The organism is Ferranicluibacter rubi (assembly GCF_011603255.1).
In the GTDB taxonomy this organism is placed as follows: Bacteria; Pseudomonadota; Alphaproteobacteria; order Rhizobiales; family Rhizobiaceae; genus Ferranicluibacter; species Ferranicluibacter rubi.
In genome coordinates, this window is sequence record NZ_JAANCM010000001.1 from 301,679 (window position 1) to 323,466 (window position 21,788).

15 protein-coding genes are annotated in these 21,788 nt (G+C 64.4%); 6 read left to right on the forward strand and 9 right to left on the reverse strand.

Features of this window, described 5'->3' with window-relative positions:
- The first annotated feature begins 30 nt into the window (after nucleotides 1–30).
- Both G8E10_RS01420 and pdeM read left to right on the forward strand, forming a co-directional pair.
- Nucleotides 31–2,628, forward strand: a complete 2,598-nt coding sequence (locus G8E10_RS01420) for a ligase-associated DNA damage response DEXH box helicase (protein WP_167126180.1) — start codon at nucleotides 31–33, stop codon at nucleotides 2,626–2,628.
- On the forward strand, nucleotides 2,628–3,356 hold the full coding sequence (gene pdeM, locus G8E10_RS01425; RefSeq protein ID WP_167126184.1) for a ligase-associated DNA damage response endonuclease PdeM: 729 nt from the start codon (nucleotides 2,628–2,630) through the stop codon (nucleotides 3,354–3,356). Before G8E10_RS01420 ends, pdeM begins: the two co-directional genes overlap by 1 nt.
- A 210-nt stretch (nucleotides 3,357–3,566) precedes the next feature.
- Here pdeM and G8E10_RS01430 read toward each other — a convergent pair whose 3' ends face one another.
- The 4 genes from G8E10_RS01430 to G8E10_RS01445 form a co-directional block, all read right to left on the reverse strand.
- Complete coding sequence (locus G8E10_RS01430) at nucleotides 3,567–3,803, reverse strand: Lrp/AsnC ligand binding domain-containing protein (protein ID WP_110800183.1); 237 nt, start codon at nucleotides 3,801–3,803, stop codon at nucleotides 3,567–3,569.
- Nucleotides 3,804–3,925: 122 nt separating this feature from the next.
- A complete protein-coding gene (locus G8E10_RS01435; RefSeq protein WP_110727094.1) occupies nucleotides 3,926–4,726 on the reverse strand; it encodes a TIGR02186 family protein in 801 nt (266 codons plus the stop codon).
- Nucleotides 4,726–5,652 (reverse strand): sulfite exporter TauE/SafE family protein, encoded by a 927-nt coding sequence (locus G8E10_RS01440; RefSeq protein WP_092931993.1) that lies wholly within the window; start codon nucleotides 5,650–5,652, stop codon nucleotides 4,726–4,728. The genes G8E10_RS01435 and G8E10_RS01440 overlap by 1 nt, the downstream gene beginning before the upstream one ends.
- Nucleotides 5,653–5,847: 195 nt before the next feature.
- On the reverse strand, nucleotides 5,848–9,660 hold the full coding sequence (locus tag G8E10_RS01445) for a peptidoglycan-binding protein (RefSeq protein ID WP_425530808.1): 3,813 nt from the start codon (nucleotides 9,658–9,660) through the stop codon (nucleotides 5,848–5,850).
- A gap of 380 nt (nucleotides 9,661–10,040) precedes the next feature.
- Between G8E10_RS01445 and G8E10_RS01450 the strand changes: the two genes are divergently transcribed.
- The 3 genes from G8E10_RS01450 to G8E10_RS01460 all read left to right on the forward strand — a co-directional run bounded on the left by G8E10_RS01450 (nucleotide 10,041) and on the right by G8E10_RS01460 (nucleotide 15,410).
- Nucleotides 10,041–11,837 carry an acyl-CoA dehydrogenase C-terminal domain-containing protein gene (locus G8E10_RS01450; RefSeq protein ID WP_167126190.1) on the forward strand — a complete coding sequence of 599 codons (1,797 nt, stop codon included), beginning with the start codon at nucleotides 10,041–10,043 and terminating at the stop codon, nucleotides 11,835–11,837.
- Between the two features lie 137 nt (nucleotides 11,838–11,974).
- A complete protein-coding gene (locus G8E10_RS01455) occupies nucleotides 11,975–13,183 on the forward strand; it encodes an acetyl-CoA C-acetyltransferase (RefSeq protein ID WP_167126193.1) in 1,209 nt (402 codons plus the stop codon).
- 13 nt (nucleotides 13,184–13,196) lie between these two features.
- Nucleotides 13,197–15,410 carry an FAD-dependent oxidoreductase gene (locus G8E10_RS01460; RefSeq protein ID WP_167126196.1) on the forward strand — a complete coding sequence of 738 codons (2,214 nt, stop codon included), beginning with the start codon at nucleotides 13,197–13,199 and terminating at the stop codon, nucleotides 15,408–15,410.
- A 132-nt stretch (nucleotides 15,411–15,542) separates the two neighbouring features.
- Here G8E10_RS01460 and G8E10_RS01465 read toward each other — a convergent pair whose 3' ends face one another.
- From G8E10_RS01465 to G8E10_RS01480, 4 genes are all read right to left on the reverse strand, one after another.
- Nucleotides 15,543–16,595, reverse strand: a complete 1,053-nt coding sequence (locus tag G8E10_RS01465; RefSeq protein ID WP_167126199.1) for a Tim44 domain-containing protein — start codon at nucleotides 16,593–16,595, stop codon at nucleotides 15,543–15,545.
- Nucleotides 16,596–16,770: 175 nt separating this feature from the next.
- A complete protein-coding gene (locus G8E10_RS01470) occupies nucleotides 16,771–17,802 on the reverse strand; it encodes a glycerophosphodiester phosphodiesterase family protein (RefSeq protein WP_167126202.1) in 1,032 nt (343 codons plus the stop codon).
- A 101-nt stretch (nucleotides 17,803–17,903) separates the two neighbouring features.
- The gene (locus tag G8E10_RS01475) at nucleotides 17,904–18,335 is read right to left on the reverse strand and encodes a DUF4174 domain-containing protein (protein ID WP_167126205.1); all 432 of its coding nucleotides are present in this window, start codon (nucleotides 18,333–18,335) and stop codon (nucleotides 17,904–17,906) included.
- 76 nt (nucleotides 18,336–18,411) lie between these two features.
- Nucleotides 18,412–19,779 carry an Nramp family divalent metal transporter gene (locus tag G8E10_RS01480; protein WP_110800192.1) on the reverse strand — a complete coding sequence of 456 codons (1,368 nt, stop codon included), beginning with the start codon at nucleotides 19,777–19,779 and terminating at the stop codon, nucleotides 18,412–18,414.
- 262 nt (nucleotides 19,780–20,041) lie between these two features.
- Here G8E10_RS01480 and mntR point away from each other — a divergent pair, with 262 nt between their 5' ends.
- The gene (gene mntR, locus G8E10_RS01485; RefSeq protein WP_113149243.1) at nucleotides 20,042–20,491 is read left to right on the forward strand and encodes a manganese-binding transcriptional regulator MntR; all 450 of its coding nucleotides are present in this window, start codon (nucleotides 20,042–20,044) and stop codon (nucleotides 20,489–20,491) included.
- Nucleotides 20,492–20,581: 90 nt separating this feature from the next.
- On the opposite strand, the gene G8E10_RS01490 is transcribed toward mntR, so the two are convergent.
- The gene (locus G8E10_RS01490) at nucleotides 20,582–21,676 is read right to left on the reverse strand and encodes a calcium:cation antiporter (protein WP_343289617.1); all 1,095 of its coding nucleotides are present in this window, start codon (nucleotides 21,674–21,676) and stop codon (nucleotides 20,582–20,584) included.
- Between the last annotated feature and the right edge of the window lie 112 nt (nucleotides 21,677–21,788).

Below are 21,788 nucleotides of genomic sequence, written 5' to 3' on the forward strand. Positions count from 1 at the left end.
CAACAGGGGCTGCGTTCTACATTCGTACCCGTGAAACAGATCCCGTCCGTTCAGCCCGCATCGCCGGCCTTCGCCCTGCCCGAACCGTTCCTGCGCTGGTTCTCGCGCAAGGGCTGGCAGCCGCGTGCACATCAGCTCGATCTGCTCGCGCGGATCCGCGGGGATGAGAGCATGTTGCTGATCGCGCCGACCGGGGCCGGTAAGACGCTTGCAGGCTTTCTGCCCTCGCTGGTGTCGCTCACCGAGCGCGGCCGGATACCGCCCGGCACGGGGTTTCACGGCATCCACACGCTCTACATCTCGCCGCTGAAGGCGCTGGCCGTCGATATCGAGCGCAACCTGATGATGCCCGTCGGCGAGATGGGGCTGCCGATCCGGGTGGAGAACCGCACCGGTGATACCCCGCAATCCAAGCGCCAGCGCCAGAAGCTCGATCCGCCGGATATTCTCCTGACGACGCCGGAGCAAGTGGCGCTGCTGATCGCCAACGGCGAGGCCGAGCGCTTCTTCAAGAATCTGGAATATGTCATCTTCGACGAGCTGCACTCGCTGGTTACGTCCAAGCGCGGCCATCTGCTGGCGCTCGGGCTTGCGCGGCTGAGGCGGCTTGCGCCCGGACTGAAGACGATTGGTCTTTCCGCGACGGTCACCGACCCCATGGACCTTCAGCGCTGGCTGGTGCCGCAAGCGCCGGATCAGGAGCAGGCTGCTGGCCTCATCACGGTTTCGGGCGGAGCAAAGCCCGACATTTCCATTCTCGCGAGCGAGGTTCGCGTGCCCTGGTCCGGGCATACGGCGAGCTATGCCATGCCGGAGGTCTACGAGGCGATCAAGCGGCACCGCACCGCCCTCCTTTTCGTCAACACGCGCAATCAGGCTGAGCGGCTGTTCCAGGCGCTCTGGACCATCAACGACGACAACCTGCCGATTGCCCTGCATCACGGCTCTCTCGATGTCGGCCAGCGGCGCAAGGTGGAGGCGGCCATGGCGGAAAACCGCCTGCGTGCCGTGGTCGCCACATCGACGCTCGATCTCGGCATCGACTGGGGCGATGTGGATCTCGTCATCCATGTCGGCGCACCGAAGGGGGCGAGCCGCCTCGCCCAGCGCATCGGCCGCTCCAACCACCGCATGGATGAGCCGAGCCAGGCGATCCTCGTGCCGGCGAACCGTTTCGAAGTGATGGAGTGCCAGGCGGCGCTCGATGCCAATTATCTCGGGGCGCAGGACACGCCGCCGGTCGGCCGGGGTGCGCTCGACGTGCTTGCCCAGCATGTGCTCGGTATGGCCTGCGCCGCCCCGTTCGATCCGCTGGAACTTTACGATGAGATTACCAGCGCCTCGCCCTATGCCGAGCTGACATGGGAAACCTTCGAGCGCATCGTCGATTTCGTGGCGACAGGTGGATATGCGCTGCGCACCTACGAGCGCTATGCCCGCATCCGCAAGACAGAGGACGGACTGTGGCGCGTGTCGAACGGCAAGGTCGCGCAGCAGTACCGGCTGAACATCGGCACCATCATCGAATCGCCGACGCTGAACGTGCGGCTCGTCGGCAAGATGGCCAGCAAGGCGCGCATGGGGCGCGGCGGCCTGTCACTCGGCAAGGTGGAGGAGTTCTTCCTGGAGATGCTGTCGCCGGGCGATACGTTTCTGTTCGGCGGCAAGGTCATCCGCTTCGAGGGCATCCATGAGAACGAGTGTCTGGTGACGCAGGGGTACAAGCTCGACCCGAAGATCCCTTCCTATGCCGGCGGCAAGTTCCCGCTCTCGACCTATCTTGCAGCCCAGGTTCGCCGGATGCTCGCCGACCCGGAAGCACATGCCAACCTGCCGGAGCAGGTGCGCGACTGGCTGGCGATCCAGCGTGACCTGTCCATGCTGCCGCGCGAGGACGAGCTGCTGATCGAGACGTTCCCCTATGGCAACCGCCACTTCATGGTCGCCTATGCCTTCGAGGGGCGGCTTGCCCATCAGACGCTCGGCATGCTGCTGACGCGCCGGCTCGACCGAGCGGGGCTGAACCCGATGGGCTTCGTCGCCACGGATTATTCGCTGGCCATCTGGTGCATGGAGGACATGACGCAGGCGTTCGAAGCCGGCCACCCGTCGCTAGCCGAGCTTTTCGACGAGGACATGCTGGGCGACGATCTTGAGGCGTGGCTGGACGAGAGCTATCTCCTGAAACGCACCTTCCGCAACTGCGCCATCATCGCTGGACTTATCGAACCGCGCCATCCCGGCAAAGAGAAGACCGGCCGGCAGGTCACGGTTTCCAGCGACCTGATCTACGACGTGCTGCGCAGCCACGAGCCGGACCATATCCTGCTGGAGGCAACGCGCAACGATGCGGCAACAGGGCTTTTGGATATCGGCCGGCTTGGCGATATGCTGGTGCGAATCAAGAGCCACATCGTCCACCGGCCGCTCGAAAAGGTTTCGCCGCTCGCCGTCCCGATCATGCTGGAAATCGGCCGGGAATCCGTGCCGGGCCAGGCGCCGGACGCGCTGCTGGCGGAAGCCGCCGACGAGCTGATCTTCGAAGCGATGGGCGAACACGCCGACATGCCGGCTCTTTCGAAAGACTCTGACAAGCCGGTGGATCGACCGGTGGGAATGACGCGCTGATGCACCGCCTCTACCATGCCAGCCGCACCGCGGCCGATGCCTACCCTGCCCTCTCCGAGCGCATCGCCATCAACGGCGTCGCCGCCGTCTGCGATCCGCTTGGCGGCCTTCACCTGCCGGATCACGACGTGCTCGTCGTCTCCGATCTGCACCTCGAAAAAGGCTCGGCCTTCGCCCGGCGCGGCATGATGCTGCCGCCTTACGACACGCTTTCGACGCTGAAGATCCTGCAGGCTATCATCGCCCGCCACAACCCGAAGACCGTCATCAGCCTTGGCGACAATTTCCATGATCGCGTCGGCTCCGCTTTGATGCCGGAGATGTTTCGTCAGATGATCGTCGACATGGCGCGCGGGCGCGAATGGATCTGGATCAACGGCAACCACGACCCGGACGGTGCCGCGACCCTGCCGGGCACATCCCTCGACGAATTGCGGCTTAACGGCCTCACATTCCGGCACGAGCCGAGCCTAGAGGCGATCCCAGGCGAAATCGCCGGCCACCTTCACCCCGCCGCCATCGTCCGCCGCCGCGAGAAATCCGTGCGCCGCGCCTGTTTCGCCACCGACGGCACACGCCTCGTCATGCCCGCCTTCGGCGTCACCACCGGCGGCATGGACCTCGCCCACCCCAACATATGCCGCCTGTTCGACCAGTCGAGACTGACCGCCCATATGCTCGGTCGGGATCGGATCTATTCGGTGCGGTTTGCGAATTTGCGGGGGTGAGTGGGGTGTGTGGTCGGCGGGTGTAGCGGGTGTGGCCGCCCCTCATCCGGCTGCCGCCACCTTCTCCCCGCGAGCGGGGCGAAGGGACACTTGGCGCCCTTTGGGCTTACCAATAAGAGTCAGATCGAGGGCCGCCACAAATCTCTTCTCCCCGTCAAAACGGGGAGAAGATGCCGGCAGGCAGATGAGGGGCCGCTCGGAGGTAGCAATCTAAAACGCGTTGAACGTCAGCGTGGTCAGCGAACGGGTGATGCCGGGGACGGTGGCGAGGTGGTCGTTGATGAACTTGCCGATGTCCTGGCCTTCTTCGATGTAGACCTTGATGATCAGGTCGTAGTCGCCGGAGGTGGAATACATTTCCGAGACGATTTCCTTGCGGTAGATCGCGTCGGCGACCTCGTAGGTCTTGCCGGGGGCGCATTGGAGCTGGACGAAGATCGGCTTCATGACGGTTGGTCCTCATATGTTTCTGCACGACATAGGGCAGAATCGCGGTCTGTGGAACCGTGGCGTTCTGGAAGGTGACGGGACTTTTCCTTCCGTCGCGTCGGAAGGCGACGCCTTTCTCCCTAGTCGCGTCGGAAGGCGACGCTGGCGGCCCAGCCGGTGATGACGGCGAGGAGGACGGCGAAGAGGCCGTAGAAGAAGGGGTGCTTGTGGGCGGCCTCGGTGATGGCGGCTTCGAGGCCGGTCTTGATGACCCGGAGCGGCAGGGCCTTGGCGGCCACGAACACGCCATCGCGGAAGAGATAGGCGCGCACGACATGGACGCCGTTGGGCACGTCGGCCGGCAGGCGCACGGAGGCCTTGAAGAGGCTGGCGGAGATGAACTGCACCCCACCGGGATCGCGCTGGTAGACGCCGCTCGTTTCACGCAGGCGCCGGAAGGCGCTGCGAAACTCGGTGACGCTGCTGCCGTCGCCGATATAGCCGATCGGGCTGAGCGTCATGTGCGCGACGCCGATGCCCATATTGTTCATCTCGTTGGCAGGGGCGATGGCATCGATGTCGCGCGTGCTCGACAGGGAATAGGATTCCGGCACGAGTTCGAACGTCATCGACTGGGTGTTGACCCAGATGCCGAACACGCGGCGCTTCTTGCGCACGGTGGCACTTTCCTTCGGGCCTTCCAGCGACACGACGATGTTGTATTTGCCCTGCGCCAGAAGGTCGGGCGCAAAGCCGTCGATCGCGCCGAAAATCGTGAGGTCGGCGCCGCGGAAGTCGGAGGTGATGGCGATTTCGTCGGTGGAGATACCGATGTCGAGCTTTTCGGTGAACTCGTCCACGCGGCTCTGGGCGGCGGCGGAAGCCGCGAGAGCGAGAACCACGAGGAGGCTTGCGAGAAGGCTGGGTACAAGACGGGGCATCAGAAGCCGGACCCCGACGAGATGACCGAATAGATGTCGGCCGGCGGCAGCACGAGTTCGACCGCGAGCCGGATGCCGACGGCCAGCACCAGCAGAGCCAGCAGCGCCCGCAATTGCTCGCCGCGCAGCTTCTGGCCGACGCGCACGCCATATTGGGCCCCGATGACGCCGGCGATCATCAGCACGAAGGCAAGGACGATATCAACGGTGTAGTTGGCCGTCGCCTGGACGATGACAGTGTAGGCGGAGACGAAGATGATCTGGAACAGCGATGTTCCCACGACGACATTGGTGGGGATACGCAGGAGATAGATCATGGCGGGCACCATGATGAAGCCGCCCCCGACCCCCATGACGGAGGTAAGGATGCCGATGCAGAAGCCGAGTCCTGCGACCGGGATGATGCTGAGATAGATCTTCGACTTCTTGAACCGCACCTTGAGGGGCAGGCGGTGGATCCAGCCGTGGTGGCCGGGACGGCGCAACGGCATGGTCTCGTTGCGCTTGGCACGTCGCAACGCGCTGATGCTTTCGGCCAGCATCAGCGAGCCGACGGAGCCGAGCAGCAGCACATAGGCAAGCGAAATCACCAGATCGAGCTGGCCGATGCGGCGCAGGGCGGCAAAGATCCAGATGCCGAGCGTCGCGCCCGCCAAGCCCCCAAGCAGCAGAACGGTGCCGAGCTTGATATCGATGGTGCCGCGGCGGAAATGGGTGATGGCGCCGGAGATGGAGGAAGCGACGACCTGGTTGGCGCCCGTGGCGACGGCGACGACCGGCGGGATGTTGTAGAAGATCAGCAGCGGCGTGATGAGGAACCCGCCACCGACGCCGAACATGCCGGAGAGAAAGCCGACGGCCGCCCCCATGCCGAGGATGATCAGCACGTTCACCGACAGTTCCGCAATGGGCAGGTAGATCGTCACGGCCGGACCTCAAACGTCGAACAGAGCGGCGCATCTGACGGACGCTCTCAAACGAAGGCAGCGCGAACCGCAGGAGACCGCGCCATTTGCCTCAGTATGCACCGGGCTGCTGCATAATGTCTAAACGACGTCCGGCTTTTTAGAACTTTGGCCCCGGACGCAGCGGAACGCGCGTCCGATTGCGTCACGCTGAGATCAGCCGTTGCGCTTCAGCAGTTCCTTGACGAGGGCGTCGGTGATGCGGCCGTTCGGCTCCTGGCCGATCGAGGTCTGGAAGGCCTTGATGGCGTTGACGGTCTTGGCGCCGAGCGCGCCATCCGGCGTACCTGCATCGAAGCCGTTATTGTTGAGGATGGCCTGAATGTTGCGGACGGCCTTCTTCATGTCGACCGAGGACGTCTTGGTGCCCTTGCCGACCCAGGTGTCCGGAACCGTCGTGTCGTTGCCTTTCGGATCGAGCGTTGCCGGCTTCCAGGCGGCGACCTTGGCCTTGGCGGCCGTCAGCTGGTCCGGAGACAGTTCCTTTTCCACCTGATCGCGCTTCTGGGCCGCATCCGTATCGCCATCGGCTGCCGCGACCGAGAACCACTTGTAGGATTCCGAGAGGTCCTTCGCGACGCCGTTACCGCGGGCATAGAGAATGGCGAGGTTGAACTGGCTGTCGCGCAGGCCGAGGTCTGCAGCCTTCGCAAACCACATGCTGGCGAGCGTGAAGTCCGGATTGGCGCCGCTGCCGCTGGCCAGCATGACCGCGAGGTTGTGCATGGCATTGGCATTGCCGCTCTCGGCCGCCTGCTGGTAGAGCGCACGGGCCCGGGCGGGATCGCGCGGAACGCCGGTGCCCTTTTCATAGAGGCTGCCGAGGCGATACTGCGCGGGAACCACGCCGGCATCCGCCGCGCGCTGGTACCATTCGGCAGCCTTTGCGAAGTCGGCCTTGACGCCGCGGCCTTCGGTATAGACCGCGCCGATTTCGAAGTAGGCCTTGGGATCGCCGGCACGGGCCGCATCGGCAAGCGCTGCCGGCACGATTTCAGCCGGCACCTCGACGGGAGCTACGGACGCCGGTGCCTCTGCCACGGATGCCTGCGCAACGGGTGTTTCGGCCAGTGCATTCTCCGCTGCCGGTGCTGTCGCCTCTGGCTGCGAGACCGCGGCACTTTCGCTACCGGTCGCCTCGCCTTGCGGCTGCAGCGAGCTCAACGGTGCAACGCCTTCGTCCGACGCCTGTGGCGCGGGTTCGCTGGTGGGCGCAGCCAAGGCCGGCGCCGCGTCCGAGGGGATTTCCGATGCGGCGTCTGCGGGGGCCGTTTCCATCGCGGCCGGCGTTTCGATGGTCGTGACGGGTGCCGCCGCCTGCTCGTGCTTCATCAGCGTGCTGACGAGCGGATAGGAGAGGATGGCGAGGAGGACCGCGCCGACGGCCATGAGGATCGGGCGGCGATGACGGGCAAGGGCACTCGGGGCGGCACCCGGACGGGCCGCTATACGGTTGCCGGTGTCCACTTCCTGCGCTGCTTGCTGGGCTGCACGGCGGGCTGCCGCGATGAAATCGGACTTGTCGCCGTCTCCCGAAACAGCCGGATATGCCGCCTGTCCGGCGCGGACGCGCTCGAGGATCCGCTTGACATCGGGCGTGCCGGAGCCCGGCTCCAGCAGCTGGTTGGCGGCGTCCGGATTGATGGTTTCCAACGCATCGATCGACGGCGTCGGCTCGACGAACTGGCGCTCCACGGGTGCTGCCTGCTTGCCGCGCTTGGCCGAAAAGCGGCTGGTGAGGCCGGAGAGAAGGCCGGTGCGGGCGGCGGCGGCATCGACCGGCGCCGATGTTGCGGGCTCGCGGCGTTCGGCGTCGGCGGCATGCGGCGCATCGATGCCGATGTTCTCGGCGACCCGGTGGTCGCGTTCCCCAGGCATCGCGACGGTGGCGCGCATGTTGCGCGTCACGTCGTCATAGCTGCTACCGACCTCTTCGCGCTCCAGAAAGGCAGGCGTTTCGGCACGCGGCATCGGTGCCGCCGTATCGCGGCGGCCGAAGGCGGGGGCGGGCTCGTCGCGGAGCATGTCATCACGGAGCATGGGCGCGGAAGCCCGCTCCTCGATGCGCTCCAGCTTGTCGGCGATGTGCACGAGCGTTTCGTGCAGCGCCTCGAAGGTGCGGGCGGTGCGCTCGTCGCTCGAGCGGCTGAGATCTTCCAGCGTCTTCAGGTCGTCGGCGAGCGCCGAGATGGCGGCGATATCGGCAATGGCCGGGGATGCCGACTGCGTCATGCCGTTGCGCGTATAGGCTTCCATCACGGCTTCGGCGGCCTGGCGGGCGGCTTCGATGATGTATTCGTCGCTGGAGGCGAGATAATCCTCCAGGGCGTTCATGCGGCCCTCGACTTCAGCGGGCACGGCGGCTGCGACCTCGCGCGGCTCGCTGATGAGGAAGGAGAGATTGGCGATCTGGTCCTGCAGGCTGCGCAGCACCTGGCCATCGTCATAAGGTGCGGCATGGGTCTCATCGAGACGCTGGGCGATGCCCGACAGCTGGTCTTCGAGGCGCAGGAAGCGATCGTCGACCAGCGGTGCGGGGCTGTCGAGGCCATCGATACGGCGGGCGAGATCGTCGAAACGGCGGGCCAGCGTGTCGCTCACATCACCGGTATCGAGTGCATCGATCTTGGCGGAGATTTCGGCGAGGTGACCGCTGAGATCGGGCTGCGGGGACGCGCGCTCGGCACGTTCCATCATGGCAGAGAGATGATCGAGGCGCTCTTCGAGGCGGGCGGCGGCTTCGGCGTTGACCAGATCTTCCACGCGCGCGGACAGCGCTTCGATGCGGGAAGCGAGACCATTGTCGGCGGGAAAGGCGAGATCGTCGATCTGGCGCGACAGGTCGACGAGCCGGCTTTCGACGCGGGTGACGCCCGGGCTGTCGGACGTGGACGCCGTGCGGCCGCTCGCAACGATGGCGCGGCTGATCTCGTCCAGACGCGCATCGAGATCGGCGAACTGCTCCTGGAAACGGCGGTCGTCCGGCTGCATATGGCGGCCGATCAGGTCGATGGCCTGTGCCACGGCCACGAGCTTGTCCTCCAGCGCATAGAGCGCCGGGCCATTGTTCATGGTGCCGAGCTGCGACTTGATCTCGTCGAGGCGATAGGCCAGCGCAACGAGTTCGTCGTCGCGGGCGGCATCGAACACGTTCAGCCGGTCCTCGACGCCGGTCCAGCGGCTCTCCATACGGCGCACGCTTTCCTCGCGTGCGAGACCGTCGATCATGGCGCGCATCTCGTCGAGATCGGCGCGCAGGGCATCGCTGTCGGAGGTCGTCGGCTGGCGGCCGAGATCGGCCAGCGAGAGCGAGAGACGCTGCAGGTCCTGACGGATATCGTGTGCGAGCGCATCGCCCTGCGTGGCGGCGGCGGCGATGCCGTGCATCTCGCTGCGCAGCGACGACATTTCGCGGGAAAGCCCCTGCTCGATATCGCGCTTCAGGTCCTGGCGAAGGCCGACCAGAGCCGTGGCGATGTCGCGAACGGCGACATCCGACATGGCGGCGGGTGCAGCCTGCGGAACGGGACGGGATACGGCGCGCACCGGCTCGGCCGCGATCCGTGCGGAACGATCATCGTCCAGCAAACGGCGCGGAGGCTGGCGATCGTCATAGGCAGGCATGACGTAGCGGTCGGGCGAACGGGAGACGGCGGGGGCCGGTGCCGTGGCTGGCGTGGAGGGCGCGCGCGTCTGGATCTGATGGCGCTCGGTCGCCTTTTCCAGACGGGTGGCGCTCAGCGCGCGCTGGCGCTGCAGGATTTCGGAAATGGCATCGGCACGGGAAACCGGGCGTTCGGCAATGGCGGGACGTGGCTCCACTCTTGCCGCTTCCGGCGGACGGGCCTCGCGCTTGGCGGGCGCGATCAGGCCTTCGATCCGGGCTTCCAGGCCTTCGATCGTGCGGTTGAGTGCTTCCAGCGAGGAGCGCTCGCCGTGCCGACCGTCAAGACGCTCGTCGGCCGGCATGCCCATCCGGGGAGGAGTTGATCGCGATCCGTTCATGTTTGCTTTCGCCTCTTCGCCTGGCATTCCCCGAACACGACTGAAGGATCAGGCCCCTTGAGCCGGTGGACAAGGCTGCGGACGACTCGGAACGGAACAAGCAGCATTGACCTCTCGCGCCACTTTCCCGGAACGTGGTAAACAAGCCGTTAACCTGTGGGAGGATTTCGGATTCGGCCTTCGAAAATCCCGGACGACGCCACGCCTTAGGGTGCCGTTCACGCCAGATTGTTCGGGCAAAATACCGCGAACCTGAATTTTGACGTTTACGCGCACGTCAGTTTTTAATAGAGTGCCCTCATGAATGGCCTTATGAGGTTAGGCCGCAGGGAGGAAGACAGTCGATGCCCATCTACAAGGCTCCGGTCGAGGATACGCTTTTCATTCTTAACGACGTGCTCGGCATCGAGCGCTACAACAATATTCCCGGTTTCTCGGACGTGACGCCCGACATGCTGGACGCCATCGTCGGCGAAGCTGCAAAGCTTGCCGAGGAAGTGCTTTTCCCGCTGAACCTCTCCGGCGACCAGGAAGGCTGCGTGCGCCACCCGGACGGCTCGGTCACGACGCCCAAGGGTTTCAAGGAAGCCTATGAGCTCTACCGCGAAAGCGGCTGGCTCGGCCTTGCCGCACCGGAAGAATTCGGCGGCCAAGGCCTGCCCTACACGCTGCACACGGCGATCGGCGAATACATGTCGTCCGCCAACATGTCGCTGACCATGTATCCCGGCCTGACGCAGGGCGCGATCGCTGCCATCATCGAGCATGGCACGGACGAGCAGCGCGCCACCTACCTGCCGAAGATGATCGCCGGCGAATGGACGGGAACGATGAACCTGACGGAGCCGCACTGTGGCACCGATCTCGGGCTCCTGCGCTCCAAGGCCGTGCCGCAGCCGGACGGCAGCTACAAGATCTCCGGCCAGAAGATCTTCATCTCCGCCGGCGAACACGACATGGCCGACAATATCATCCATCTCGTTCTCGCCCGCATCGAAGGCGCGCCCGAGGGGACGAAGGGTATCTCGCTCTTCATCGTGCCGAAGTTCATCGTGGAAGCCGACGGCACGCCGGGTACGCGCAACGGCGCGACCTGTGGTGCCATCGAGCACAAGATGGGCATCCACGGCAACTCGACCTGCGTCATGAACTACGACGATGCGACGGGCTACCTGATCGGCACGGCCAATCGCGGCCTGAACGCCATGTTCATCATGATGAACGAGGCCCGCCTCGGCGTCGGTCTTCAGGGTCTCTCCGTTTCGGAAATCGCCTATCAGAACGCGGTTGCCTATGCCCGCGAGCGCCTTCAGGGCCGCTCGCTGTCGGGCATCAAGGCGCCGGACAAGAAGGCCGATCCGCTGATCGTCCACCCCGACATCCGCCGCGTGCTGATGACCATCCGCGCCTTCAACGAGTCCAGCCGCGCCTTCACGCTGTGGACCGCGCTGAAGTCGGATGTGGCGCATCGCTCTGAGGACGAGGCCGAACGTCAGACGGCGGACGACCTGCTTGGCCTCGTGACGCCGATCCTCAAGGGCGTGCTGACCGACCGCGGCTTCGACCACGCCGTCATGGCCCAGCAGGTCTTCGGCGGGCACGGCTATATCGAAGAGCACGGCATGAGCCAGTATGTGCGCGATGCGCGCATCGCCATGATCTATGAGGGTGCGAACGGCATCCAGGCGCTCGACCTCGTCGGCCGCAAGCTCGGCCTCAACGGCGGTCGCGCCGTGATGGCTCTGTTCAAGGAGATCGGCGACTTCTGCGACGAGAACCGCGGCGACGAGCAGATGACCGCCTATACCAACGCGCTCAAGAAAAGCCTCAACGACCTGCAATCGGCCTCCATGTGGTTCATGTCGAACGCCATGGCGAAGCCCGACAATGCCGGTGCCGGCTCGACCGACTACATGCACCTTAGCGGCCTCGTCGTGCTCGGCTACATGTGGGCGAAGATGGCCAAGACCGCACAGGGGCTGCTTGCCTCGGGCGCCGGCGACCGCGAGGACTTCCTGAAGAACAAGCTGTTGACGGCGACCTTCTACATGGACCGCATCCTGCCCGAGACGGCCCTGCGCCGCTCGCGCATCGAGGCGGGATCGGATACGCTGATGGCACTCGACGCCGCCGCATTCTGAAACTCGAGATTGTACCTTAGAGCGCCGCGCGTCATTCATGACGCGCTAAGGTCGCTCTAACACTTTAAGCTTGCTGCATAATTTTATCGCCTCCACGGATAGATCGACGGCTTTGAGCCGATTGGGAGAACGGGATCATGACTGACGTATTCATTTACGACCATGTGCGCACGCCACGCGGTCGCGGCAAGAAGGACGGCGCCCTCCATGAGGTGCCGACGCCCCGCCTTGCCGCACGCATGCTCGAAGCGCTGCGCGACCGCAACGACCTCGACACGAATACCGTCGACGACATCATCATGGGTTGCGTCGATCCGGTGTTCGAAGCCGGCGCCGTGATCCCGAAGGCCGCGGCCTTCGAGGCGGGCTATTCCAACCGCGCACCGGGGATCCAGATCTCCCGCTTCTGCGCATCGGCGCTCGATGCCATCAATCTTGCGGCCGGCAAAATCGCGCAGGGCGCAGACGACATCGTCATCGCCGGCGGCGTCGAGAGCATGTCGCGCGTCGGCATGGGCATGTCGGGCGGCGCCTGGTACATGGACCCCTCCGTCAGCTTCCCCGGCTACTTCATGCCGCAGGGCGTGTCGGCCGATCTGATCGCGACAAAGTACGGCTTCTCGCGCGATGACGTGGATGCCTATGCCGTCGAGAGCCAGCGCCGTGCCGGTGTTTCCTGGGAGAAGGGCTATTTCGACCGGTCCGTCGTTCCGGTGAAGGACCAGAACGGCATCGTCATCCTCGCCAAGGACGAGCATATGCGTCCGACGACGACGATGCAGAACCTCGCCGGCCTCAACCCCTCCTTCCAGATGCCCGGCGAGATGGGCGGCTTCGAGTCCGTCGGCATCCAGGCGCATCCGGAAATCGAGAAGATCAACTACGTGCACCATGCCGGCAATTCGTCGGGTATCGTGGATGGCGCCGGCCTCGTTCTGCTTGGCTCCAAGGCTGGCGGCGAGAGCCTCGGCGCTAAGCCCCGCGCCCGCATCAAGGCCTTCGCGAACATCGGCTCCGACCCGGCGCTGATGCTGACCGGCCCTGTGGACGTGACGGAAAAACTGCTGAAGCGTGCCGGCATGACGATCGGCGATATCGACCTGTTCGAGCTGAACGAGGCCTTTGCCGCCGTGGTGCTGCGCTACCTCCAGGCTTTCGACATCTCGCACGACATCATGAACGTCAATGGCGGCGCCATCGCGCTCGGCCATCCGCTCGGCGCCACCGGCGCGATGATCCTCGGCACGGTGCTCGACGAACTGGAGCGCCGCGACCTCAACACCGCCCTCGTCACGCTCTGCATCGGCGCGGGCATGGGCACCGCTACGATCATCGAACGCGTCTGAGGGGGAGAGAACCATGACCTACACCAATTTCACCATCGAAACGGACGCCGACGGCATCGCTCTCGTGACCTGGGACATGCCGGGCAAGTCGATGAACGTGTTCACGGCCGAGGTCCTGCGGGAACTTGCCGCCGTCAACGACGCGGTCGTGAAGGACGAAGCCATTAAGGGCGTCGTCTTCACCTCGGGCAAGGCGACCTTCTCGGGCGGCGCCGATCTCTCGATGATCAAGGGTATGTTCACCTTCCAGGCGGAAGAGAAGAAGAAGAACCCGGAAACCGCAGCGCAGAAGCTGTTCGAGCTTTGCGGCGAGATGACGGGCCTGTTCCGCAAGATCGAGACCTCCGGCAAGCCGTGGGTTTCCGCCATCAATGGCACCTGCATGGGCGGCGCCTTCGAGCTGTCGCTCGCCTGCCACGGCCGCGTCGCTTCCAATTCCAAGGCGGTCAAGATCGCCCTGCCTGAAGTGAAGGTCGGGATCTTCCCCGGCGCCGGTGGCACACAGCGCGTGCCGCGTCTCACCAATGCGCAGGATGCGCTACAGATGATGACGACCGGGCAGACTCTGACACCACAGCGCGCCAAGGCACTCGGCCTCGTACACGAGCTTGCCGCTCCCGAGGCGTTGATCGATGCTGCCAAGGCCATGATCAAGAACGGCCTGAAGGCTGTCCAGCCTTGGGACGAAAAGGGCTTCAAGGCGCCCGGCGGCTCCATGTGGAGCGCGGCCGGTGCCCAGCTCTGGCCGGCGGCCTCCGGCATCCTGCGCCGCGAGACCTATGGCAACTATCCCGGCGCGCTGGCCATCGTGAAGTGCGTCTATGAAGGCCTTCAGGTTCCCTTCGACACGGCGCTGAAGATCGAGCAGCGCTACTTCACGCAGATCCTGCAGACCACCGAGGCTTTCTCGATGATCCGCTCGCTGTTCGTCTCCATGCAGGAACTCGGCAAGGGCGCACGCCGGCCGGCCGGCGTTCCGAAGTCGGACTTCAAGCATGTCGGCGTCATCGGCGCGGGCTTCATGGGCGCCTCCATTGCCTACGTCACAGCCGCCGCCGGCATTCCCGTCACCCTCATCGACCGCGACATCGACGCGGCGACCAAGGGCAAGGCGCATTCCGAAGGTTTGGTGAAGGACAGCGTGGCCAAGGGCCGCATGACGCAGGAGAAGGGCGAACAGCTGCTCGCGCTGATCACCCCGTCCGCCGATTATGCCGACCTGAAGACCGCCGATTTCGTGGTCGAGGCCGTGTTCGAGGATCGCAAGGTCAAGAAGGACGTGATCGAAGCCGTCGAAGCCGTGCTGTCTCCCGACGCGATCTTCGCATCCAACACCTCGACGCTGCCGATCACCGGTCTTGCCGAGAACTCCAAGCGTCCGGCCCAGTTCATCGGCGTCCACTTCTTCTCGCCGGTCGAGAAGATGATGCTGACCGAGGTCATTCTCGGCAAGGAAACCGGCGACGCGGCGCTTGCCAGGGCGCTCGACTATGTCGCCGCGATCAAGAAGACCCCGATCGTCGTCAACGACACGCGCGGCTTCTACGTCAACCGTTGCGTCTTCCGCTACATCCACGAAGCCTATGACATGCTGATCGAAGGCGTGCCGGCGGTGATGATCGAGAACGTGGCCAAGATGGCCGGCATGCCGGTCGGCCCCCTCTCGCTCAACGACGAGGTCGCCATCGACCTGTCGCAGAAGATCCTCAAAGCGACCGTTGCCGATCTCGGCGAACAGGCGGTCGATCCGGCACATCTCGAACTCGTCAACAAGCTCGTCGATGATCTCGACCGGCGCGGACGCAAGAACGGCAAGGGTTTCTACGACTATCCGGAGAAGCCGGCGAAGAAGCACATCTGGGCGGGCCTGAAGGATCTCTACCCGCAGAAGTCTGCGGACGAACTCGACGTCCAGACGCTCAAGGACCGCTTCCTCGTCACTATCGCGCTGGAAGCCGCCCGCACCATCGAAGAGGGCATCGTCACCGATCCGCGCGAGGCCGATGTCGGCTCCATCCTCGGCTTCGGCTTTGCGCCCTATACCGGCGGCACGTTGTCCTACATCGACGGCATGGGCGCCAAGGCCTTCGTCGCCCTCTGCGAGAAGCTGGCGCTAAGCTATGGCGACCACTTCGCGCCGACACCGCTGCTGAAGGACATGGCAGCCAAGGGCGAAACCTTCTACGGCCGCTTCGACCCTTACGCAAAGGTCGCTGCCGCTGCCTGATAGAAGCTGTCAGCGGGCTTGCTGATGGAACCCGGCCCGGACGAAGTCGATAATGAAAAAGGCCGGCGCATTGTGCGCCGGCCTTCTCTTTTGGGACCTATATCTCTCGGGGGCAGAGCCGCCGCAACGGGATCAGGATGCCTGGATGGCCGAGACCTGCCACTGGGTGGAGGGCCGGCGGAAGAAGGTCCAGACTTCGGTCGCTTCGGTCGGGCGATCCGGATCGCCTTCGACGACCTTGCCGGTGTCGCGGTCGCGGGTCACGTCGATGCTCTCGTAGCGCATCGCCACCGTTGCGAATTCGCCGGCTTCCTCGCGCCAGGATTCGGCCAGGTCACCTTGGAGAAGCTTGACGTCGTGAACTTCGTTGCGAACGCCCTTGGTGGCGTTCTCGCTCAGTTCCTCGGCGAGCCACGACATGGCTTCCGGCGTCGTCAGGCGGCGCAGGGCACCGTAGTCTTCGGCGCCGTAAGCTGTCTGCACGTCCTTCAGCATGGTCTCGAATCGCTCCAGATCGGCCGGGCCAATGCCGAGTTCATCCGAAACGGCTGCGGAGCGCGCCGGCTGGGCCTGCGGTGCAGGACCGCCACCGATGCGCGGGATGGAGAAGCCCGGGCCGCGCGAAGCTTGCGCATTTGCCTGTGCCGGCCCCTGCGCCGGTGAATTTGCTGCTTCGCGGGCGTAGCCGTTGTACGAACTGCCGGTAGCACCGCCGGCTCCTGCGCGGCCGGTCGCGGGCTGCTGCTGGCGATTGCGAAGGAAGCGCATCAGCAGCATTGCAGCACCGGCGATCAGCGCGAGCTGAAGCAGCATGCCGAGGAAGCCGGCAGCGCCGCCGAAGCCGTTGCCCATCATCATGCCGAGCAGGCCGCCGAGCGCAAGGCCGCCGAGCAGCGAACCGCCAAAGCCGCCAAAGAAGCCACCGGGACGACGCGCGGGCGCGGTCTGGGCAGCACCCGGCTGATTCTGTGCCGCGTTCGGGCGGGTCGATTGCGGGGTCATGGTCCGGTCGATCGGCGCCGTGGTGTTCGGGGCCGTACGCGTGACGGGCGGTGCGGAGAAGGTGCGCGTGCCGCGGCTACCGAAGCCACCGCCTGCACGGCGTGCTTCCGCGAAATCCGTCGCCGTGATGACGAGCGTCATCGCGACCGCCGACAATACTGCAAATTTCTTCAATCCTGACATGCCTCATCCCCGTTATCGTTCAACCGGGTCGCTAGACCCTTACGCTGATATATGGGCACGGATGTAGCGCGTTGAAAGGCTTTTAAGCGTCGTTCACGAAAACGGCATCGGCCGTGACGGAACAGCTGGGCACAATCGTCCATCCCATGCCGCAGTCGGCACTCTCGCCGTTCGGTCAATTCGTCAGGTCGTAGGGAATGCGATAGCCGGTCTTTTCCAGCCAGGCGATCAGGGCCTTCGGCTCGTCGGTCTGGATGATGGTCGCGCCACGGTCGATCCAGAAGCCCCAGCTTTCGAGCGGCTTGCCGTCGATGACGGCGCGCTCATCCCCGCGTCCGCCCGCCTGCATGCCCGGTGCGCGGTTGATGATCGTGTAGGTGTTGACCCACTGGTGCCAGTTGCCCCGGATGGCGGCGGCGCGGGCCTTGGCGGAGAACAGCACGCCGCCATCCATCGTCTGCGGTGCATCGTCGGCGTGCCAGTGGACGAGTTCCGCAGCCGGTGCACTGAAGCTCGACGTTGCCTTCGCCATGAAATCCGCATCGTGTACGGCATCGTCGGCGAGGATGGGCAGGAAGGTGACGTCGGGACCGATCGCTGTCATCAGCGCCCTGGCGTCGGCGATGCGCCTGTCGTCCCAGAGGTTTTCCTTGACGAGGATCTGCTCCGCCATTCCGAGGCGACGGGCAAGCGTGGCGACCTCCGGCAGGATGTCCGGCGTCAGCTTATTGTCGATGTTGACGAGGATGCGGCCGCGGGTCTCGATGAGGGCTTGCTCCAGCGTCGGCACTGTCTCATCCGTCGCGTGACCGTCAGCCTCGACCACGAGGCGGCAGGTTTTCAGCGTGGCCAATGGTGTCATGCGGGTTTCGCCGCGGCAGGTCGTGGTGCGATCTAGAAAATCGTCGTGCATGAGGATCAGCGTGCCATCGGAGGACTTGCGGACGTCGAGTTCGATCATCTCTGCGCCGAGCGCGATGGCGTTGCGGATCGCATCGAGGGAGTTCTCCGCGCGGATCATGCGGCCGTTTTCCTTCCAGCCCGTCCGGTGCGCGACGACCATGATGTGGCTGCGCCAGGCATTGGCGTTCTTCAACCGGTCGAGGACGCGGGCGGTCCGCGTGTTATCGACCGCCTGGGCGGGAAAGGTCGAGACCATAGCGATGCAGAAGGCGAATGCGGAGATAAGAAGACCGGTCCGGCGCATCGTGCAAGCCCTTTGGACGGTTGCGTGTCCGCTGGGCTTAGAATCCAGCCGTGACAGCGCCGTGAAGCTGCGATGACGGGAGCATGAAGTGTGATGCGGCCTTAGCGGGACGCCTCGTTCGCCCGCATCGGCATGCTGTCGATCAGGCCGAAGAGCTGATCCGGCGCCACCGGCTTATCTGCCCGCAACTTGATGCCGCCGTCCTTGCCGACGAGGATCGCAGTGAACCGCCTGCCCTCATCGATGCCGGCGTCGTTGCGAAGTTCTTGCGCCGTGACAGCAGCCGCCTTGCCGTAGATCGGTTTTACGGTGTCGCCCACAACTTCGAGGACCACCATATCGCGATCTGCGAGGGCTTTCGTATCGTCGACAAGAAGCCGCCGCTGCTCTGTCGCATCGGGATCTCCGGGGTTTGCGAAGACGATGAGCACACGGTTCTTCCAGCCGAAGGCATCGAGGCCAGCGGCGCTGGCGGCTGATGTACCGGTGGCGACGAGAAGGGTGAGTGCGACCGTCTTGAGACTGCGGATCATCGGGGATCTCCTTCATGCGGCAAACGCCGTGCGTCGGCGCGGCGTTCCTTCACATCCCCGTCAGCGCTCGTGGCGGTCAGGCGATGAAGGTATCGTAAAGCAGCTTGACGTTGAGCACGACGATGATCGTGGCGACCAGCCAGGCAAGCACCCCGACCCAGCGGGCGACGACAAAAGTGCCCATCTTTTCCCGGTTGGTGACAAAGCTGACGAGCGGGATAACCGCGAAGGGCAGCTGCATGGAGAGCACGACCTGGCTCAGCACCAGAAGCTCGGCCGTGCCCCGTTCGCCATAGAGATAGGTGATGACGACGACGGGCACGATGGCGATGCCCCGGGTGATGAGACGGCGTGCCCAATTGGGGATCGTCAGCCGCAGGAAGCCTTCCATGACGATCTGGCCGGCAAGGGTCGCCGTGACGGTGGAGTTGAGGCCGGAGGCAAGAAGCGCCACGGCGAAGAGCGTCGAGGCGATGCCGAGGCCCAGCAGGGGCGAGAGAAGCTCGTAGGCCTGCTCGATTTCCGCGACGTCGGTGCGGCCATTGGCATGGAAGACGGAGGCTGCGACGATGAGGATGGCGGCATTGATGAACAGCGCCAGCATGAGCGCGATCGTGCTGTCGAGGGTCGCCCATTTGATGGCCTCGCGCTTGCCCGGCTCGGTCCGCTCGAACTGGCGCGTCTGGACGATGGACGAGTGGAGATAGAGATTGTGCGGCATGACCGTGGCGCCGATGATGCCGATGGCGATGTAGAGCATGGCCGGATTGGTGACGACCTCCGTCGAGGGCAGGAAGCCCTGCAGGACGGCCGCGACCGGCGGGGCCGCCGCCGCGATCTGCACGATGAAACAGAGGGCGATGATGCCGAGCAGCGCCATGACGAAGGCTTCCAGGAAGCGGAAGCCCTTCTGCATCAGATAAAGAAGCAGGATGGCATCGAGCGCGGTGATCAGCGCGCCGGCGATCAGGGGAATGCCGAACAGCAGCTTCAGCGCGATCGCCGTACCGATGACCTCCGCAAGGTCGCAGGCGATGATGGCGAGTTCGCAGGCGATCCAGAGAACGAAGCCGACGGGCTTTGGATAGGCATCGCGACAGGCCTGCGCCAGATCCCGGCCCGTGGCGATGCCGAGGCGCGCCGCCAGCGCCTGCAGCAGAATAGCCATGAGGTTGGAGAGCAGAATGACGGTCAGCAGCGTGTAGCCGAACTGGGCGCCGCCGGCGATGTCGGTCGCCCAGTTGCCGGGGTCCATGTAGCCGACCGACACCATGTAACCCGGGCCGACAAATGCAAGGAACCGCCGGAACCACGTGCCGCCGGTGGGCACCGCGACGGTCGAATGCACATCGGCGAGACTCTGGCGTCCCTCCTCTTCCGAATGGTTGAACCGCCAGCTGGAGCGGGTCTCGCGCTGGTTCAGTGAAGCGTCGGGGGTGGCCATCGGGGCAGTCTCCGGATGCGGCAAGGCGTCAAAGGCGGAAAATTAGGGCAGGCCCCAACATTATGCAATATGCTATATTTCATCGATCTTGCTTTTTTCCGCAGTGCGGTGTCATTGTAGCGGTGCACGCATTGTGGCGGTGCCCGAATTGTGACGGTGGAAGAGCGGATAAAGCCATTCGGCAAATCCGGCGCGCATGCTAGACACGCAAAAACCGATGCCATGCCCATTCAGGCATACGAACTGGAAGGATCAGGAATACGTGGCGCGTCGAACCATTCCCCGCGCGGATCCCCTTCCGGACGCCGACATTCACTCCGAGGGCTTTCGCCAGACACGGGAAGCGCGGCGCGGCGCTCTGGTCGAGGACTATGTCGAGCTCATCGCCGACCTGATCGATGACGGCAACGAGGCGCGTCAGGTGGATATCGCCGCCCGTCTCGGCGTGGCGCAACCGACCGTTGCTAAGATGCTGGCACGGCTCGCCGCCGATGGCCTCGTCTCTCGCAAGCCCTATCGCGGCGTGTTCCTGACGGAGGCCGGGCAGAAGATGGCGGCCGAAAGCCGCGAGCGTCACCAGACCGTGGAGCAGTTTCTGCGTTGTCTCGGCGTCAGCCCGGAGACGGCCCGCATCGATGCCGAAGGCATCGAGCACCATGTCAGCGACGAGACGCTCGCCGCTTTCCGCCGTCTGATTGCGGACAGGTCCTAGAGCGTTTCCGCGAATCGCGGAAACGCTCTATCTCATTGTTTTAACGCAATTCCGGACGCAAAACCGCTGCGCACTTTTGCTGGAATTTCTCTAGAGCCCGAGGCAGGACAGCATGATGAAGGTGGCGAACAGCACGAAATGGGTCATGCCTTCGATGGCATTGGTCTCGCCATCGTTGAGGTTGATGGCGGCGACGATCAGCGTGATGGTGATCATGACCGTCTGCACCGGGGTCATCGCCATGATGAACGGCTGGCCTGTGTAAAGCGCGATGGCCTCCATGACCGGGACGGTGAGGATGACCGTCGATAGTGAGGCACCCAGAGCGATGTTGACCACCGATTGCATGTGATTGGCGAGCGCCGAGCGCATGGCCGTCATGATCTCGGGCGCGGCCGAGATGGCAGCGACCACGATGGCGGCGAGAACCGGCGGCGCGCCGGTGCCCTCCAGGCCCGTATTGAGCAGCGTCGACATGATCTCGGCGAGAACACCGATGACGACGATGCCGAAAACCAGAACGCCGATGGAGAGCGTCGTGCTCTCGGGCTCCTCGACATGGCCGCCAGCACTTTCGCGACGCGTCTTCGGATAGCTGTAGCTGAAGAAATAGCTGTGTGCACCGACCTGCATGCGCAGGAACACGGCGTAGAGCATGATCATGGCGACGATGGTGAAGGCGGAATAGAAGTGCCACTTCGCTTGCGGAATGAATTCCGGCACGATCATAGAAATGCTCATGGCCGTCAGGATCATGACGCAATAGGTGCGGCTGGAATCATCGTTATAGGGCTGCTCGCCATGCTTCAGGCCACCCAGAAGCGCGGCGATGCCGAGAATGCCGTTGATATCGAGCATGGCGGCGGAATAGATCGTATCGCGCACCAGCGTCGGCGAACTCTCGGGCGAACTCATCATGATCGCGAGGATGACCACCTCGACCAGCACGGCCGACAGCGTCAGGATCATCGTGCCATAGGGATCGCCAACCTTGGTCGCGAGGATTTCCGCATGGTGCGCCACCCGCATGGAGGCGAGAATGATGGCGGCGATGAGGAACACGGCACCGGCGAGCGATGCCACTTGCCCCATGCCGATCAGCGTGTGCTCTGCGGAAAAACCGGCGATACCGGCAGCAATGGCAACGAGGATGAGCCGCTCTGAGCGGATGAGGGTAGAGAGCACGGCGCCTCGCTCGTCTGGATGCTGGAATGCGACTGGGTCGGCCTGACGTCGTCGAGAAATGCAAGTATAGGTGCCGGCAGACGCATTTCATTAAAAGCGCTGCGCGTGGACG